At 68.3% G+C, this 16163-nt stretch carries 10 protein-coding genes; 5 read left to right on the top strand and 5 right to left on the bottom strand.

The features are described 5' to 3' along the window. Positions 1-37: 37 nt before the first annotated feature. A complete protein-coding gene (locus DMC61_RS33910) occupies positions 38-1213 on the bottom strand; it encodes an MFS transporter (RefSeq protein ID WP_125694472.1) in 1176 nt (391 codons plus the stop codon). 54 nt (positions 1214-1267) lie between these two features. Here DMC61_RS33910 and DMC61_RS33905 point away from each other — a divergent pair, with 54 nt between their 5' ends. Continuing rightward, positions 1268-2011 carry a helix-turn-helix transcriptional regulator gene (locus DMC61_RS33905; protein ID WP_125694470.1) on the top strand — a complete coding sequence of 248 codons (744 nt, stop codon included), beginning with the start codon at positions 1268-1270 and terminating at the stop codon, positions 2009-2011. A 54-nt stretch (positions 2012-2065) separates the two neighbouring features. Here DMC61_RS33905 and DMC61_RS33900 read toward each other — a convergent pair whose 3' ends face one another. Beyond that, positions 2066-3220 (bottom strand): thioester domain-containing protein, encoded by a 1155-nt coding sequence (locus DMC61_RS33900; protein ID WP_125694468.1) that lies wholly within the window; start codon positions 3218-3220, stop codon positions 2066-2068. A gap of 722 nt (positions 3221-3942) precedes the next feature. Here DMC61_RS33900 and DMC61_RS33895 point away from each other — a divergent pair. Next, positions 3943-6033: a tetratricopeptide repeat protein gene (locus tag DMC61_RS33895; RefSeq protein WP_125694466.1), complete on the top strand. Its 2091-nt coding sequence runs from the start codon at positions 3943-3945 to the stop codon at positions 6031-6033. Between the two features lie 257 nt (positions 6034-6290). Here DMC61_RS33895 and DMC61_RS33890 read toward each other — a convergent pair whose 3' ends face one another. Further along, complete coding sequence (locus tag DMC61_RS33890; protein ID WP_125694464.1) at positions 6291-7508, bottom strand: hypothetical protein; 1218 nt, start codon at positions 7506-7508, stop codon at positions 6291-6293. A 258-nt stretch (positions 7509-7766) separates the two neighbouring features. Here DMC61_RS33890 and DMC61_RS33885 point away from each other — a divergent pair, with 258 nt between their 5' ends. Next, a complete protein-coding gene (locus tag DMC61_RS33885; protein ID WP_370456440.1) occupies positions 7767-10754 on the top strand; it encodes a tetratricopeptide repeat protein in 2988 nt (995 codons plus the stop codon). 640 nt (positions 10755-11394) lie between these two features. Here the strand turns inward: DMC61_RS33885 and DMC61_RS41520 are convergent. Then, complete coding sequence (locus DMC61_RS41520) at positions 11395-11826, bottom strand: hypothetical protein (RefSeq protein WP_199750162.1); 432 nt, start codon at positions 11824-11826, stop codon at positions 11395-11397. A 191-nt stretch (positions 11827-12017) separates the two neighbouring features. Here DMC61_RS41520 and DMC61_RS33875 point away from each other — a divergent pair, with 191 nt between their 5' ends. Together DMC61_RS33875 and DMC61_RS33870 are read left to right on the top strand one after the other, a co-directional pair. After that, positions 12018-13202 carry a sorbosone dehydrogenase family protein gene (locus DMC61_RS33875; protein WP_125694460.1) on the top strand — a complete coding sequence of 395 codons (1185 nt, stop codon included), beginning with the start codon at positions 12018-12020 and terminating at the stop codon, positions 13200-13202. 118 nt (positions 13203-13320) lie between these two features. After that, entirely contained in the window at positions 13321-14577 is a 1257-nt protein-coding gene (locus tag DMC61_RS33870; protein ID WP_233595050.1) for a type I-U CRISPR-associated protein Cas7, read from the top strand. 69 nt (positions 14578-14646) lie between these two features. Here DMC61_RS33870 and argG read toward each other — a convergent pair whose 3' ends face one another. Beyond that, positions 14647-16095 carry an argininosuccinate synthase gene (argG, locus tag DMC61_RS33865; RefSeq protein WP_016332537.1) on the bottom strand — a complete coding sequence of 483 codons (1449 nt, stop codon included), beginning with the start codon at positions 16093-16095 and terminating at the stop codon, positions 14647-14649. Positions 16096-16163 lie beyond the last annotated feature (68 nt).

Below are 16163 nucleotides of genomic sequence, written 5' to 3'. Positions count from 1 at the left end.
CAGCCGGTAACCGATGATGTACAGGGCCGTACATCATTTATTGTCGCGACATTGACACTTCTTCCGCTCCTGTTTGGACGGAGCACGGCTCGGACAGGGTGCGCGTTGTGATCCAGCACAAAAGCGGCAGTGCGATCAGCGGGATCAAGGCCGTCCGCAGAGACGTGTGGTCGGCGATCGTTCCGATGAGGGGGCTCGCGAGGCCGCCGATGCTGACCGTCAGGCCGAGGGTGACGCCGCTGGCCGTGCCGACCCGCGTGGGGAGGTAATCCTGGGAGAGGGTGATCTGCAGGGAGAACGGTATGTACAGGCTCACCGCGGCCAGCAGCACGAACGGGAAGAACGCGGGCCCGGGTACGAACACGACTCCCGCGACCGTGACGACGGTGGCCAGGTACGACCAGCGGACCACGGTGACCCGGCCACGGCGCCCCGCCAGCCTGCTGCCCAGCAGAGTGCCCACGGCGCCGCCGAGATAGAGCAGGAACAGCGCGGCGCTGCCCGTCGTCGTGCCGCCTCCGGTCCGCTGCTGTGCGTAGAGCGAGACGAACGTGCTCAGCCCGACGAACACGATCGAGCGGAAGACGACCGACACCGACAGTTTCGCGAACGACCTCCAGTCGTCGACGCCGGCGACGTCCGATCGCGAGCCGCCGGCGCGTGCCTGACGCGTGAGGGCGCGCAGCACGGGCAGGCAGAGCACGGATCCGGCCAGCGCGGGGACGACGAGCAGTGGTGACATCCGGAGCCCGCCCAGCGTCATGACCGCGGCCACGAGTACGGGGGCGGCCGCGAAGCCGATGTTCCCGCCGAGGGAGAACCAGCCCATGGCCTTGTGCCCGCCGCCGCCCGCGATCCTCGCGATCCGGGCGGCTTCGGGGTGATAGGCGGCCACGCCGATTCCGGACACGGCGACAAAAATGAGTGTCAGCGCGTACGAATCGATCAGCCCGCCGAAGCCGATGCCGAGCCCGCCGAGGAGGGTGGTCGACGGCAGCAGCCACGGCATCGCCCAGCGGTCGGTCAGCGCGCCGAACAACGGCTGGGCCACCGACGAAAGCAGTGAGGCGGCGAGCACGATGCCCGACACCGCCGCGTATCCGTAGGCGCGTTCGGCCGCGAAGAACGGCACCAGCGCGGCCACCGAACCTTGATACACGTCCACGCAGGCGTGCCCGGCCGAGAGCAGGGCGATCGCTTTGATCTTCGGCATCCCGCCATGCTCGTCGCGGACCTCGGTGTCGCGCTTCCGATAAAATGACAAACAATGACGGAAATCCGCCACCTACCCGAGGCGCCGACCCAGGTCCGGTCACTGGCCTCGGGCGCGATCGTCGACGCGCACCGCCACGACGAGCACCAAGTCGTCTACGCCGCCCGTGGCGTACTGGCGATCACGACCGACAAGGGTTCCTGGGTCGCGCCGGCCACGAGGGCCATCTGGGTGCCTGCCGGGACCGTGCACGCCCATCAGGCGCACGGCGATCTCGAACTCCGCCTCGTCGGCCTGCCCGCGACCGTGAACCCCTTGCGGCTGAACGAGCCGAGCGTGCTGGCGGTCGGCCCGCTCCTGCGCGAACTCATCCGCGCGTACACCGATCCGCCGCGCGACGACACCCCGGAACGCCGCCGGCTGCGCGCGGTCCTGCTCGACCAGCTGCGCGCCTCGCCGCAGCAAGCCCTGCACCTGCCGACGCCGGACGACCCGCGGCTGCGCGCACTGTGCGAGATCCTCAGCGCCGATCCGGCCGACAACCGGACACTGGCCGCCCTCGGCGCCCGGGTCGGGGCCAGCGATCGCACTCTCGCCAGGCTCTTCAAAGCCGATCTCGGCATGACTTTCCCGCAGTGGCGCACACAATTGCGGCTCTACCGCGCTTTGGCCCTCCTCGCCGAGGACACTCCGGTGACCGCGGTGGCGCATGCCTGCGGCTGGTCGTCGACCAGCGCGTTCATCGACGTCTTCCGCCGCGCCTTCGGGCATACGCCGGGCACGCACTACGACCGGTGAACGCGAAAGCGGGGCCGGTCCACAATGGACCGGCCCCGCTTCTTCGTTCGCTTCTTACGCCTCGCTACGGCGACGGCGCACCAGCAGCACCATCAGCACACCCGCACCGAGCAGCGCGCCGCCGATCACCAGCGGCATGGTCGCGGAGGCACCGGTGTTGGCCAGCTCGTCGCCGCCACCCGACTCGGCACCACCGGGGGTGGTGGGCGCCGGGGTGTCGGTGGCGGGCGCGCCACCCTGCTTCCAGGCCACGGTCGCGTTCGCGACGACCGAGGTCTTCTCGGACTCCGCCACGATCAGGGACTGCGCGGGCACCTTGGCGTAGTTCTCGCCCACGAACAGGCGACCGGTGTCGAGGTGGCCGCTCACCTTCAGCGAGAACGAACCGTTGCCGTCCTTGGCGTCCTTGGGAACGTCGATGTAGACCTTGGTGCCGTCCTTGATGGCGGCGGCCTTGATCTCCTTGCCGTCGGCGTCGGTGACCTTGGCGCCCTCGGGCAGCTTGCTCGTCAGCTCGGTGATGTCACCGTTGGTGGCGATGCTGAACGGACCGATCTTGGAGCCGGTCGCGCCCGAGGCCTTGGCCGGGCCGATGTCGAGGGTCGGCTTCGGCTGCGCGCCGATGCCGACGTTCTTCTCGCCGGTGAGGTAGTCGTAGACGGCCAGCACGTCGGCGGACTCTTCGGCGCCCTCGAACGGCAGAGGCTTCTTGCGGTCGAGGTTCTTGCCGTCACTGAAGTGCCAGACGGCGGCCTGCGTCGCGGTCACGGCCTCCTCGACGGACAGGCCGTCGGTCAGCTTGACGTCCTTGCCGAGCGCGCCCTCGAGCGCCTTCACGGCGACGGCCGGGTAGCCGTGGTGCAGGACCCAGTTGATCTTCGAGTTGTTCTTGTTGAACGGCGAAGCGGCGTCCGGGTACTTGTTCCACGGACGTTCGATCATGTCCTGGTCGGTGCGCATACCGACCTCGACCTGCACGCAGTACATCTTGAGCTTGCTGCCGTCGGAGAGCTTCAGCCCGAACAGCTTCGTGACGTAGTGCTGCCCGCCCTCGAAGTTGACGCTGAAACCCCCGGTGCCGGAATTTTCGACGACCCGGCCCCGTGCCGCGCCGTCGTCGGCGAGGGCGGCCGGAGCGGCCATCGTCAGCGCGACGGCCGCGGTGGCGACCGCGATCCCGCCGCGAACCAGAACTGACCTGCCGTGCATGTGTCTCCTATCCGAAATACGGACCACGAATGCCAGTGCCGCGTGCGACCACAGGCCCCGACCGCAACGGCTCGCCCGGATGGGGGATGACTAATCCCATCGAGCGAGAGCGGAGCATACAGAAGTCACACAAGTGGCTACTCGGGGGTATGGCTCATGTCCGAATTGCCCCGAAAGAAGGATGAACGGCAAGAAAACGATCTTGAGCGAGTGGGCGACCCCGCCGTTGAGCGGGTCCGATGGCGGTCACGCTCCGTGGGAGGACTCTTCGCTCGGTCGTCGACCGGAAAATCGTGTCTCGGGGTTATTCGGGATCGTTTCCGGTGATATTCTTTCGCGGCGATTGATTTCCGCACTCGTTTTCCATTGTTGCGCTAATGGAAGTGGTGGAGATCACTGTATGTGGCGACGTCGTCGGTGCCTCCTGCGATCAGGCGTATCGGGGGCTCGGAGGGCCGATGTCTTGGTTCTTTCGGGTAGATGTTCCGTGCTCGCCGCCGGCGAGCCCGCTCGGCGAGGTAGACAGGGAGGTTCGGGCATTGCCGGGAGTTCGCGGATGAGGCGATTGCGCGGACGAAAGAAAACGGCCGTGTGGGGAGGCACGAGCATGCGATCTTCGACGCGTGACCAACGATTTTGTTCATCGTGGATTTCCATTCTCGAACGTGGGGAATCGCGGCCGCGCAATTCGCGCCCGGATCGCCGCCCGCCGGGGTGCGGTCATGGGAGATGACCTCGGTGCGGTGGCCGTCGCCCGGTCACCCTCCGGCACCCCGGTTCCCCGTCAGCTGCCTCCGGTGCCCGCGCATTTCACCAGCCGGACCGCGGAACTCGAAGCGCTCGACTCGGCCGCCGCCGGTCAGGCGGACGACTCGGCCGACCGGTCGCCCGCGGTGACCGTGGTGGTCGGGCCCGGCGGTGTCGGCAAGACCGCGCTCGCGATCACCTGGGCGGTCCGGAACGCCGGACGGTATCCGTCGGGCCAGCTGTACGCGGATCTGCGCGGGTTCTCCCCGGAGACGGCCGTGCCGCCCGAGGACGCGCTCGGAGCGTTCTTGCGCGCGCTCGGCGTCCCTCCGGAACGGGTGCCGGTCGGGCTGGCCGAGCAGGCGGCACTGTTCCGGACCACCACCGCGGGGATGCGGCTGCTGCTGGTGGTGGACAACGCCATCTCGGCCGCGCAGGTGCGGCCGTTGATCCCGGCCTCGTCGGGATGCGTCGTGGTGGTCACCAGCAGGCTGAGGCTGGACGGCCTGCACGCGGAGGGCGCGCGATTCGTCGACATGGCGCCGCTGCCGGAGGAACACGCCGTCGAGCTGTTGACGCGATCGGTGGGCGAATCGAGGGTGGCGGGCGAACTTCCGGACGTGACGAAGCTGGCGGCACTGTGCGGACGGTTGCCGATCGCGCTCCGGGTGGCGGGCGCCAGGCTGGCGTCGCGGCCGAAATGGCCGGTGGCCAGGATGGTGGCGGAGCTCCGTGACGAACGGATGCGGTTGACGAAGCTGTCGCCGGTGGGTGAAGCGTCGCTGACGGCCACCTTCGACTCGTCCTATTCGGCGTTGTCCTCGCACGCGGCCAGGCTCTATCGGTTGCTCGGCGAGCACCCGGGACCGACGATCGAAGTGGGCGCGGCGGCCGCGGCGGCGAGGGTCTCCGAGAATGAGGCCGCGGACGGGCTCCAAGAACTGGCGGACGCCAGCCTCCTCGAGGAAGTCGGAGAGCGCGGCTACCGCTTCCACGATCTGGTGCGGTTGCACGCGCGGGCGCTGCCGGACGACGAACGGCTCGAAGTCGTCGCCCGTATCGCGGACTGGTACCTGCACCGGATGACGCGGGCGAACCTGGTGGTGATCCCGATGCGCTGGCGGGTCAGCACCGTGCGCGCCCGGTACGAGGGCGCGCCGGCCTTGTTCGCCACGGGCGCCGAAGCCCTTCAGTGGCTGGACGAATGGCTGCCGGACATCATCGAGGTGCTCGAAGAGACGTCCGCGCTGGGGCAGGACGAACTCGCCTGGCAACTGTGCGAAGCCCTGTGGGAACTCTTCCTCTACCGCAAGCATTATCAGCTGTGGCTGCGGACGCACGAGGTCGGCGTCGCCGCGGCACACCGGTGCGGCCACGCGGTCGCCGAAGCCCGGCTGCGCTGCCAGCTGGCCCGCGCGCACCTGGATCTGGGACGGTTCGAAGACGCCGAGAACGAATGCCTGAAGGCCGCGGAGCTGGCCAAGGGCGCCGGAAGCCGGCACAACGAGTCCGTCGCCCTGGACCAGCTGGGCATGGCGGCGCAAGGCCGTGGCGACTTCGAGCGGGCGGTCGAGTTCTTCGGCCAGAGCCTCGTGATCGAAGGGGAACTCGGGATCGACCGCGGCGTCGCCCAGCGGCACCGCCGGATCGGCGAGGCGTTGCTGCAGGCGGGCCGGACCGCCGACGCCGCCCGGCATCTGCGTCTCGCGCAAGAGCTGTTCGACGACATCGGCGATGTGAAGGGCGAGGCCGAGGTCACCCTGTCGCTCGCGCGGATCGACGCGCGGGCGGGCGAGATCACCGCGGCGAAACGGGAACTCGCCCGCGCCGCCGCGGTGCTCGACGAGTCAGGTTCGGCCGTCTATCAGTCCGATGTGCTCGTGGCGTTCGCCGAGGTCGCTGAGCTCGAGGGTGATTTCGGTGCCGCCCGTGCGCAGCTCACCAAGGCGCTCGACCTGTGCGGCCCGATCGGCGGGCTTCGGGTGGAGCGGGCCCGTGCCCGGCTGGAGGCCTTGGCCGCGCGGCGAGACCATTCGCAGCAGCCGGAGCCGACGGCCGGCGAGTAGCCACAGATAGGCCCCCGCGCCCGCCAGTTCGGCGGACACGCACGCGACGACGACCACGTCTCCCATGCGGTCGCCGACGAGACAGCGGCCGGGGGAGTACGCGACGGCGACGATCGTGAGCCCGGGCAGCCGGTCGAAGTCGCTCGCGATCACGGCGCGGGCGTCGGCGACCGCACACGGTCCTGAGTGGACTAGCACGTCGGCGAGGGAGGCGCACGTTCCGCCGTTCGCATCGGACAGGAGGAACGAGCTGCCCGCTACAGAGGCCGGCACGGCAGCACCTCCGCCATCCGCACCGGGGACACCGGGACCGCCCTGGTGGGCTCGGGCAGGCCGAGGAGCCGGTACATCTCGGTCCGCAGGATCGCGCCGGCGCGGCCCGGCCGCGATGAGAGCAACTCGCGGACCTGCCCGGCCACGCCGATGGATTCCGCCTCGCACAGCAAAGGCAGAAGGGAACTGCCGGGCGTCCACCGGGGCGCGTGCTCGGCGACGACCGCGCTGGGTGTGCCCGGCAGCAGCGGTTCGGTGCCGTCCCCGGCCAGGAGCACCGGTTTGCCGATGCCCGCCGCGTAGCCGGTCACGGAACCGTAGTCGCCGATGACGTGGTCCGCCGCGATCAACGCGGCCCGCCAGCTCCCTTCGGGGCGCAGAAGCTCGAGCCCGGACCGCAGACAGTCGGCCAGCCAGGTACGGATCTGCCAAAGGCTGTGGTGCGACCAGATCTGGGGGTGCAGGACCCCGAGCACCCGGAAGTGCTCGGGCGGGAGTTCGCCGAGTACCCGCTCGAACAGGTCGTGGTGCCGGCCGAAAGCCGACCGGTCGGACCAGGTCGAGGTGACGACCACCAGCCGCCGGTCGTCGGTCACGCCGAGCCCTCGCCGGTAGTGATCGCGAAAGGGAAGGCTGGCGATGAGCCGGTCCAGCGCGATGTCGCCCGCGACGACGGCGGCGGGCACCGCGGGAGGACAGGTCTCGGCCAGGACCTCCAATTCGCGGTCGTGGACGAGCACGATCGAGTCGGCCCGTACCCGCCCTTCCCGCATCAACTGGCTCGCGTCGAGCCCGACCTGAGGGCTCCAGTCGGGGCCGGCGCCCGGAGGCCGCCACGGCCGGTACTGGCCGAAGCCGCCGCCGTGCGGAACCAGCAGGACCGGTCCCGAGACTTCGTCGATGCCGCGCTGGCTGGCGGCGAGGACGAGGTCGTACGCACCGCGCCGCGCCTGCGCCCAGGGGAGGACTATGCCGCCCTGCGCCTCCACGAAGTCGCGCGTGGCACGCCAGGATTCCCATTCCGGGACGGTGAACACCGCCTGGACGCGGTGGTCGGCTTCGAAGAGCGGCAGCAGATCGAGGAGCCGGTTCCCGGCGACGATGTGCGGGATCATCACCAGCACGGATTTGACGCCCTTGCGTGTCGCCCAGTGCTGATCGGAATCGCCCACCGGACCGCGGACCCACGATGACTCGGTCATGAAATTCCCCTCGCTCGAACTCCGGTATCCGCAGTCAGCATGGGAGCGAGTGTGGAGAAAACGGCTTCGGCCGGTTGTCAGTTCATTGACAGATGATCAACGGTGATCGCCGAAGTTTGACAATTAAGCCGGTGACCTGGCCTTATGCGCGAACGGGTGGAAAAATGATCCGGCGGGACAGGGGTGGCGAACCCGGGTTCGCCATGGGGAAGGGGCGCACTCGTGGAAATCGCTTTCGGAATTCTCGGGCAGACGGCCATGCTAATGCACGGGAATGTGGATGTGAACTGGGCGGGGCCTCGGCCGCGGCAGGTGCTGACCGCGTTGCTGACGGCGCCGAACCGCCGATTGCCGCTGGACGTCGTCGTGGACTGGGTGTGGCAGGAGCACGAGGGCGCGCCACAAGACGCACTTTCGACGCTGCACCAGAACGCGACGAAGCTGCGCCAGGCGTTCGACAAAAAGGCTGTGCCCGCGAGGGTGAGTGTAAGCAAAGCCGGTTGCCTGCTGGAGATCGAGCCGGCACTGGTCGATCACTTCGGCTTCCAGGCCACGATGGACAAGGCCCGCCGGTTCCGTGAACTCGGACAGCACGACCGCGCGCTCGTCGAAGCGCTTTCCGCGGTCCGGTTGTGCCGGGACGAACCCTTGGCCGATCTCCGGACCGAGCGTGCCGACGCATGGCGTGCCTTATGGGATCGCAGTGTGTGGATACCCGCCAACGCGTTCGTCGTGGCGGAGCAATTGGCGACCGGGAAAGCCGACGCCGCGGTGCGAAAACTGGCGGAACTCGAACAGTCGCATCCGGGAGAACTGAGTTTCGAGAAATTGAAAATCCGGGCGCTGGCCGAAGCCGATCAGCCCGCCGAAGCCGCCGACTTCTTCCGGACGGCTTATGCCCGTTACCGGGAGGCGGGGGAGACAAGGGCGGCGGACGAACTGCGGGCGGTCAACGACAAGGTACTGATGCGGCCGGAACGGGTGATGCCCCGGCGCAAACCGGCTCCGCTCGATCCCGCTGGCCAAAGCGAACACGTGATCCGGCATTTGCCGCCGGACGTCGACGACGTCGCGGGAAGAGTCGATCTGATCGCGCTGCTCGACGCTTACACGACCGATTCCGCGGGTGCGCCGAAACGGGCCGCGGTGGTGGTGACCGGCGGCCCCGGGGTCGGGAAGACGACCTTGGCGGCGAAATGGGCCCATCGCGCGGAACGACGGTACCGGCACGGCGCGGTCATGCTGGATCTCCGCGGGGACAGCCAGGCCGCGAGGGCCGACGCCGGCGAAATAGTCGACACGCTCTTGTCGTTGCTGGACTTCCCGGTCGACCAAGTGGTCAACCCGATCGCCCGCGCCGCGAAACTGTCGGCGCTGCTCGCCCGGCGCTCGATGCTCGTGATCCTCGACAACGTGCGCAGTTCCGATCAGGTCGCGCCGCTGCTGGGCGTCCTGTCGTCGTGCACGGTACTGATCGTCTCGCGATGGCGCCTGAAATCCTTGTCGGCGAAGCTGACTCCGCCGGTGATCACGGTGTTCCCGCTCGCCGACCAGTATTCCTCCGCTCTGTTGACCCGGCGAATCGGTCGCCGCGCGCGAGACGACGCGGAGGGAGTCGAAGAGCTGGTGCGGCTGTGCGACGGCAACCCGTTGGCGCTGACCCTGGTGGCCGAACGGGCCATCTCCCGGGCGGGCACGCGGATGAGGACCCTGGCGAGCCAGTTGCGCGACGCCGACCTGTTCCTGGACCTCGGCGACGAGGGAGACTGGCCGGGGATGAGCCTGAGGTCCGCCTTCGCCCTTTCGTATCAGGACCTCGAACCCGCCGAGCGGCGCGTGTTCGCCTTGATCGGCCTGCACCCGAGCGCCGAGATGACCACCGCGGTGATCGCCGCCGCGGACGGGCGCCCGGCATCGGAGGTGCGGCGCTCGCTCGACATACTGGTCGCCGCGCATCTGATCGAACACCCCGCCGACCTCGACCGTTACCGCGTGCACGACCTTCTCCATCTGTACGCCGCGTCCCTGGCCACCCAACTGTCCGATGTGGACGCCGCCAGACGGAGAATGTCCGAATTCTACTTGCTCATGGTTTTCGACGCGTATCGGCTGCAGTATCCCCACAAGGTCCCGCCCGACCTGCCGGACATTTCCCTGAAAGTGGCTCCGCCCGGATTCGGCGACGCCGTCGAGGCGCGGCAATGGGTTCTGCGGGAAAGAGTGGCGTTGCTCGCCGTGGTCGCCATGGCCGAAGAGTTTCACCTGTATCCGATAGCCTATACCATTCCGGCGCTGGTCACGGAATTCCTGCTCATGCAAGGAGATTTCCCCGAGGCCGTCGAAGGTTTGACCATCGCGGTCCGGTCGGCGGCGGCTCAAGACGAGGTGGCGCCATGGGCATCGTGTCTGAATGACCTGGCCGTGGTGCACATGCTGGCGGGCGATGATGACAAAGCGGAAGAATGCCTTCTGCGAGCTTTGGAACTGGTCGACGCGCACGGGATCTTGATCGGCCGGGTGACGGTCTTGCTGAATCTGGCACGCGTTCATCTGCACGCCGGACGCGCGGCCGAGGCCGCCGGAATGTATCGAGAAGCGCTGCCGCTGACTCGCAGGCTGGGAGAGCCGGCCCTTTGTGCCAGTGCCGAACACCGGCTCGCCGACGCGCTGAGCGAAATGGACGGCCATGAGCAAGAAGCTCTCGATCTGTATCGGAGCGCCTTACGGAGCCGGGGCGCGGCGGGTGACGCCACAGCGCTGATGCGAACGCATATCGCACTGGCCGCCCTGTTGGTTCGTTTGGGGCGACTGGCGGAGGCGGACACGGAGTGCCGCGCGGCCTCGGCGCTGACCGACAAGAGCCAGGACCTCCCTGTGGTCATGAAACTGAATACGGTCCTCGCCCGGCTGCGGCACGCGGAAGGGGACGATCGGGCGGCACTGCGGCATGCGCACAAGGCGGTCGGGTTGGCGGATCGATCACGACACGCGACGGGGCAGGCGCGTGCGCTGTCCGTCCTCGCGCAGATCGTTTGCGACCACGGTAATCCTGAGGCCGCTCGGAAGCTGTGGGAAGAGGCCGCGGAGCTGTATCGAGGTCGAGCCAAGTGGTCCAAGGCCGCGGCGATCGAGGCCTTGCTGGCGGAACTCGACGCGCGTGGGCCGCTTGTCCCGTCTGCTCGTGAAGGGGACACCGTGGCGATGCCTTCTCCGCATCTCCGGATCCTGCCCGGAAGGCGGAGTTGAGAGGGCGGCGAGTAGAGCTACGCCAGAGATACTGCGCAGTAGGCACTAGATGGTGTGAATAATTTGCCTTGCTTGCTACGTGGAGACTTTGAATGCCTGGGCGTCGACACTCGCAAGGATGAATTCACAGCGGCTGGCAGGGCCTTGTCGTCACCTTCTGATCAGGTCGCGTGCGTCTGCTCGCAGGCAAGGCGGATGAGGCCATGGCGGTGGACCCCCGTGGCGTCGGCGCGGTCCACTTCCGGGTCCCTGTTTGCGGCCCGGATAATCCGGCCGCGCAAGGCAAACCTGCAGTTCAGGCCTTCGTGTGGCGTGTCGTTGAAGTCGACGGGATCCGGGAGGCCGGGTCGGCGCGTACGGGTGATCCGCAGCCGCTACGCTGCTCTCGTCTCATCGCCCCACGGATAGGTCAGATCGAACGCTCGCCGGTGATCCGGCCTTTTTTTCGGAGCGTTTTGATACGCCCCCATCCGGGCTGTGAGACTTCCATTAACGCAAGGCGAGTGAGGAGCGGTCAACCTATGCCGAACCACATGGACTGGTGGATCGTTTACAGCACGTTGCGGGGGCAGTAGTTCTCGTCGCGAGCCGTGCTGGTTCTCCGGGCGGATGTACCGCTCGGAGAACCAGGTGAGCGTGGCTAGTGCCGCCCTCTCGGGCGGAGGACCACGCCCTCTGCCAGGAGAATCCGCCTCGTCTGGCTGTAGGTCATGCCATAGGTCTCCGCCAGCTGCCGAATGTTCCGGCCCGACAGATAGGCGTGGACGAGTCCTGGCGGTGTCGGCGGTAGCCGGACCTTCGGCGGCCGGAGTGTGACGCCGGCTTCCAGCAGGGTGGTGCGTACCTTCCGGTAGCTCACGCCGAGGTCTTCGGCGAGGCCTTCGATCGTCTCGCCCTCGTGATAGCGGCGGACCAGCTCCGCGGGCGCGAGTGGATCGCCCCCTTGGGCAGCATCTTCACCGGCTTCGTCATCGGTCACCAGATCATCGCCGCCCCGTACAGCTGATCGGTTGTTCTCCGACAGGACGAGTCCGGTGATCCAGGCCCGCCCGATCTTTCTAGACAACTGCACGTCACCACAGGGCTGCACCGCTACTTGTGTGTACTTGCCCGGATGTGGGCAGGTTCACCTGCAGGACGGGTGACGTGCGGTCACGTGCGCGCCGGAAAGAAACCAACGAAAACCTCGCGTATGGAGGTACCGCCGCTCCGCCGACCGCTGTTGAATTGGACCAGACCATTCATTGGCGATTGGAGTCCCTCATGACGCGACGGCACCTCCGCCGGGGGTTGTCCCTGGTGGCCGGGCTCGCCTTGGCCGGGACGCTGCTCCCGGCCGCGAGCAGCGCGGAAACGCGGGAAGCGCGGGGTGTTCCGCTCGGTGAGCTGACCGCCACGGCGACCAAGGTCGCGTCCGGGCTGGTGAACCCGACCGCGATCACGGCGCTCGACGACGGGAGCGGCCGGATCCTCATCGTGGAGAAACGAGGGGTCGTCCGCGCCTACCACCCCAGGACCGGGCTCGCCGCCAAACCGGTCCTCGACATCAGCGACAAGGTGAACGGCGCGGACGTCGAGCGCGGGCTGCTCGGGCTCGCGATCGCCAAGGACAGGCGGGCTTACGTCGCGTACACCCGCAAGTCCGACAGCGCGGTGACGTTGTCCCGGGTCCGGTTCGACACCGGTGAGCTCACCGAGCTGATCACCCAGCCGCATGCCGAGTTCTCCAACCACAACGGCGGCCAGCTGGCGTTCGGTCAGGACGGCTACCTGTACTGGGGGATCGGCGACGGCGGCGGAGGCGGCGATCCACTGGCCAGCGGGCAGCGGTTGGACACGCTGCTGGGCAAGATCCTGCGCGTCGACGTCAACCGCGCGTGCCGCCCGCTCAAGTACTGCGTCCCGGCGGGCAACCCGTTCGTCGGCGTCGCGGGCGCGCGGCCGGAGATCTGGGCGTACGGGCTGCGCAATCCCTGGCGCTTCTCCTTCGACCCGGCCGACGGTTCGCTGTGGATCGGCGACGTCGGCCAGGGCCGCTTCGAGGAGGTCGACCACCTCGCCAAGGGCAAGGGCGGCGCGAACTTCGGCTGGTCCTGCAAGGAGGGGCCGGTCGTGTTCGACGAGACGCGGTGCGAGGACGGCGTGACCTACACCGAGCCGGTGTTCCACTACATCTCCGGCGCGGAGGGCTGCGCGGTGATCGGCGGGCACGTCTACCGCGGCCGAAAGTACGCCGCGCTGGCGGGCGGGACCTATCTCGCCACCGACTTCTGCCAGGGAACGGCCTGGGCCGTCCGCAAGAAGGCCGACGGCACCTATGAAAGCGCCCGCATCGGCCAGTTCCCGCTCGACGCCACCACGTTCGGCACCGATCAGAACGGCGAGCTGTACCTGGCCGACGAGACGCCCGGCGGGCTGCACCGGATCTCGTTCGCGCGCAAGGGCTGAACCGGCTTCCCCTGCCGCGTCCGCCCGGCGCGGCAGGGGACCTGATCACGTTTCATCAAGTTTTCATCCTTCCTCCATAGCTTGGGTTCGTTCGGTGAATTCAGTGATGGAGGGCGACGTGGAGCAATCATTCCCACCCGGAGGCGCGCAGTGGCCGCCGCCGCAGGGCTGGGTCCCGCAACCGGTACCGGCGCCGCCCGCCCGGAAAACCCGGTGGCCGCTGTTCGCCGGGATCGCCGGGCTGGTGGTGGTGCTTCTCGCGGGTCTGACGACCTGGTTGCTGTGGCCCTCGAACGCCGGCCGTGAACCTTTCGAGCAGGCACTGGCCGGGCTTGCCTCGGCGCCCGCCGTCCGGAACAGCACCTCCGCGGTCGGCGGGATGATGGAGACGGACGTCAAGACCACGGCGTACGGCGAGACGTCCGGCACGATGTCCTTCCACGGCAAGAAGATCGAGATCCTGGTCGTCGGCGGCAAGGTGTTCTTCAAGGCACCAGACGGCCTGCTGCCCGGGGCCTCAGCGGACTCGGCCGAGGAGCTCAAGGACCGGTGGATCACCGGCGAGGACGAGCTGTTCGGCCCGGTCCTGCAGCAGTTCGAGTCCCCGGAGAAACTCGCGAACCGGTTGCGCGAGGCGCTGGAGCGGGCGGACGAGATCACCGAGGGCCCGAGCATCCGGGACGTCCCGGCGCTCAAGGCGAGCACGCCCGCCGGTGATCTGTACGTGTCGAAGGAAGCGCCGCACCGGCTTCTCCGGTACTCCGTGAAGATGCCCGGCGGCATGCCTTCCCTGCCCGGCGCGGGTTCGCAACCGCAGCTGCCCTCGGGTGCCGGTCTCGGTGACTCCGATGTGGACGCCTTGTCACCGCAGGAGACCGACGCCGTCTACGAAGAACTGACGTCGAACACCAAGAAGCTGACCGGTGCCGTCAATACCGGCGTGCGGTTCGACATGGACGGCGCGGCCACGGTCGCGTGCAGTGCCTCGGGCTGCACGGTGACCGCGAACGTCACCAGTTCCGCCTCGGCGAGCGGCGGGAAGGTCACCGGCCAGGTCAACGCCACGATGACCGCGAACGTCACCATCGGCGGCCGCTCGGCGGGCAGTTGCCGGAACACGGCCACGCTGCCGATGAACGGCTCCGGCTCGATCAGCTGTGTCAACGGCGGGGCCGGCGGCGTCTTCTCGGCCGTCGAGGCGGAGAAGAAGGCGGACGCGGAAGCCCGGTCGCGAGCGTCGGGCGGCGTTCCCGTCCAGTACCAGATCGAGAGCATCGCCTCGGTTTCCGTGCTGGCCGAAGCGATCGGGCAAGTCGAGATCACCCGGCTCGTGGACGAATTGGGACAGCGGCGGTCCCAGCTCGGCGGCAAATAAAAGAAACAGCGCCGGGCGTACGGCTTCGATGCCGCGCGCCCGGCGCTTTCGCGTCCCGTTCGATTCGGGTCAGTCGGTGCCGGATTCGATCGCGGCGTGGTCGAGCAGTTCGTCCTCGCCGGAGGCCTTGCCGCGCGAGGCGATCGCCTGCGCGCCGCCCGCGTCCATCGCCCCGATCAGACCGGTCGACGCGGCCTGCGCGGCGCCGATCAGCGTCGGGTGCCCGCCGCCGACCATGCCGAGCCCGGCGTACTGCTCCAGCTTGGCGCGCGAGTCCGCGATGTCGAGGTTCCGCATGGTGAGCTGGCCGATCCGGTCCACCGGGCCGAACGCCGAGTCCTCGGTGCGCTCCATGGACAGCTTGTCCGGGTGGTAGCTGAAGAACGGGCCGGTGGTGTCGAGGATCGAGTAGTCCTCGCCGCGCCGCAGCCGCAGGGTGACCTCGCCGGTGACGGCCGCGCCGACCCACCGCTGCAGCGACTCGCGCAGCATCATCGCCTGCGGGTCCAGCCAGCGGCCTTCGTACATCAGCCTGCCGAGGCGGCGGCCCTCGTTGTGGTAGCTGGCGAGGGTGTCCTCGTTGTGGATCGCGTTGACGAGCCGCTCGTACGCCGCGTGCAGCAGCGCCATGCCCGGTGCCTCGTAGATCCCGCGGCTCTTGGCCTCGATGATCCGGTTCTCGATCTGGTCGGACATGCCGAGCCCGTGCCGTCCGCCGATGGCGTTGGCCTCCAGGACCAGGTCGACCGCGGTGGCGAACTCCTTGCCGTTGATCGTCACCGGGCGGCCCTGCTCGAAGCCGATCGTGACGTCCTCGGGCGCGATCTCGACCTCGGGGTCCCAGAACCGGACGCCCATGATCGGGTTCACGATCTCGATGCCGGTGTCGAGGTGCTCCAGCGACTTTGCCTCGTGCGTCGCGCCCCAGATGTTCGCGTCGGTCGAGTAGGCCTTCTCGGTGCTGTCCCGGTACGGCAGGCCGTGGGCCTGCAGCCACTCGGACATCTCCTTGCGGCCGCCGAGTTCGCTGACGAACGCGGCGTCCAGCCACGGCTTGTAGATCCGCAGCGACGGGTTCGCGAGCAGGCCGTAGCGGTAGAACCGCTCGATGTCGTTGCCCTTGAAGGTGGAGCCGTCGCCCCAGATCTGGACGTCGTCCTCGAGCATCGCGCGCACCAGCAGGGTGCCGGTGACCGCGCGGCCGAGCGGGGTCGTGTTGAAGTAGGTGCGGCCGCCGTTGCGGATGTGGAAGGCGCCGCAGGACAGCGCCGCGAGACCTTCCTCGACCAGCGCGGCCTTGCAGTCGACGGCGCGCGCGATCTCGGCGCCGTAGGCCTTCGCCCGGCCCGGGACCGACGCGATGTCGGGTTCGTCGTACTGGCCGATGTCAGCGGTGTAGGTGCACGGCACTGCACCCTTCTCGCGCATCCACGCGACCGCTACCGAGGTGTCGAGGCCGCCGGAGAAGGCGATCCCGACGCGTTCGCCGACAGGCAGAGAGGTGAGTACCTTGGACATGATGGAAGTATATGCATAGGAGTGTATGACCATGCAAGCCGGGGTGAGCGGCGCAACTCGGGTGGGTG

The organism is Amycolatopsis sp. WAC 04169 (assembly GCF_003947535.1).
Lineage (GTDB): Bacteria > Actinomycetota > Actinomycetes > Mycobacteriales > Pseudonocardiaceae > Amycolatopsis > Amycolatopsis keratiniphila.
Note: the sequence above shows the minus strand (reverse complement) of the source record. Positions and strands in the feature narration are given on the sequence as shown.

What these genes read in the sequence shown, in the direction of transcription:
- DMC61_RS33885 (WP_370456440.1), top strand. Translation starts at nt 7,767, where the DNA reads ATGCTAATGCACGGGAATGTGGATGTGAACTGGGCGGGGCCTCGGCCG.
- DMC61_RS33895 (WP_125694466.1), top strand. Translation starts at nt 3,943, where the DNA reads ATGGGAGATGACCTCGGTGCGGTGGCCGTCGCCCGGTCACCCTCCGGC.
- DMC61_RS33875 (WP_125694460.1), top strand. Translation starts at nt 12,018, where the DNA reads ATGACGCGACGGCACCTCCGCCGGGGGTTGTCCCTGGTGGCCGGGCTC.
- DMC61_RS33905 (WP_125694470.1), top strand. Translation starts at nt 1,268, where the DNA reads ATGACGGAAATCCGCCACCTACCCGAGGCGCCGACCCAGGTCCGGTCA.
- DMC61_RS33910 (WP_125694472.1), bottom strand. Translation starts at nt 1,213, where the DNA reads ATGCCGAAGATCAAAGCGATCGCCCTGCTCTCGGCCGGGCACGCCTGC.
- DMC61_RS33900 (WP_125694468.1), bottom strand. Translation starts at nt 3,220, where the DNA reads ATGCACGGCAGGTCAGTTCTGGTTCGCGGCGGGATCGCGGTCGCCACC.
- argG (WP_016332537.1), bottom strand. Translation starts at nt 16,095, where the DNA reads ATGTCCAAGGTACTCACCTCTCTGCCTGTCGGCGAACGCGTCGGGATC.
- DMC61_RS33890 (WP_125694464.1), bottom strand. Translation starts at nt 7,508, where the DNA reads ATGACCGAGTCATCGTGGGTCCGCGGTCCGGTGGGCGATTCCGATCAG.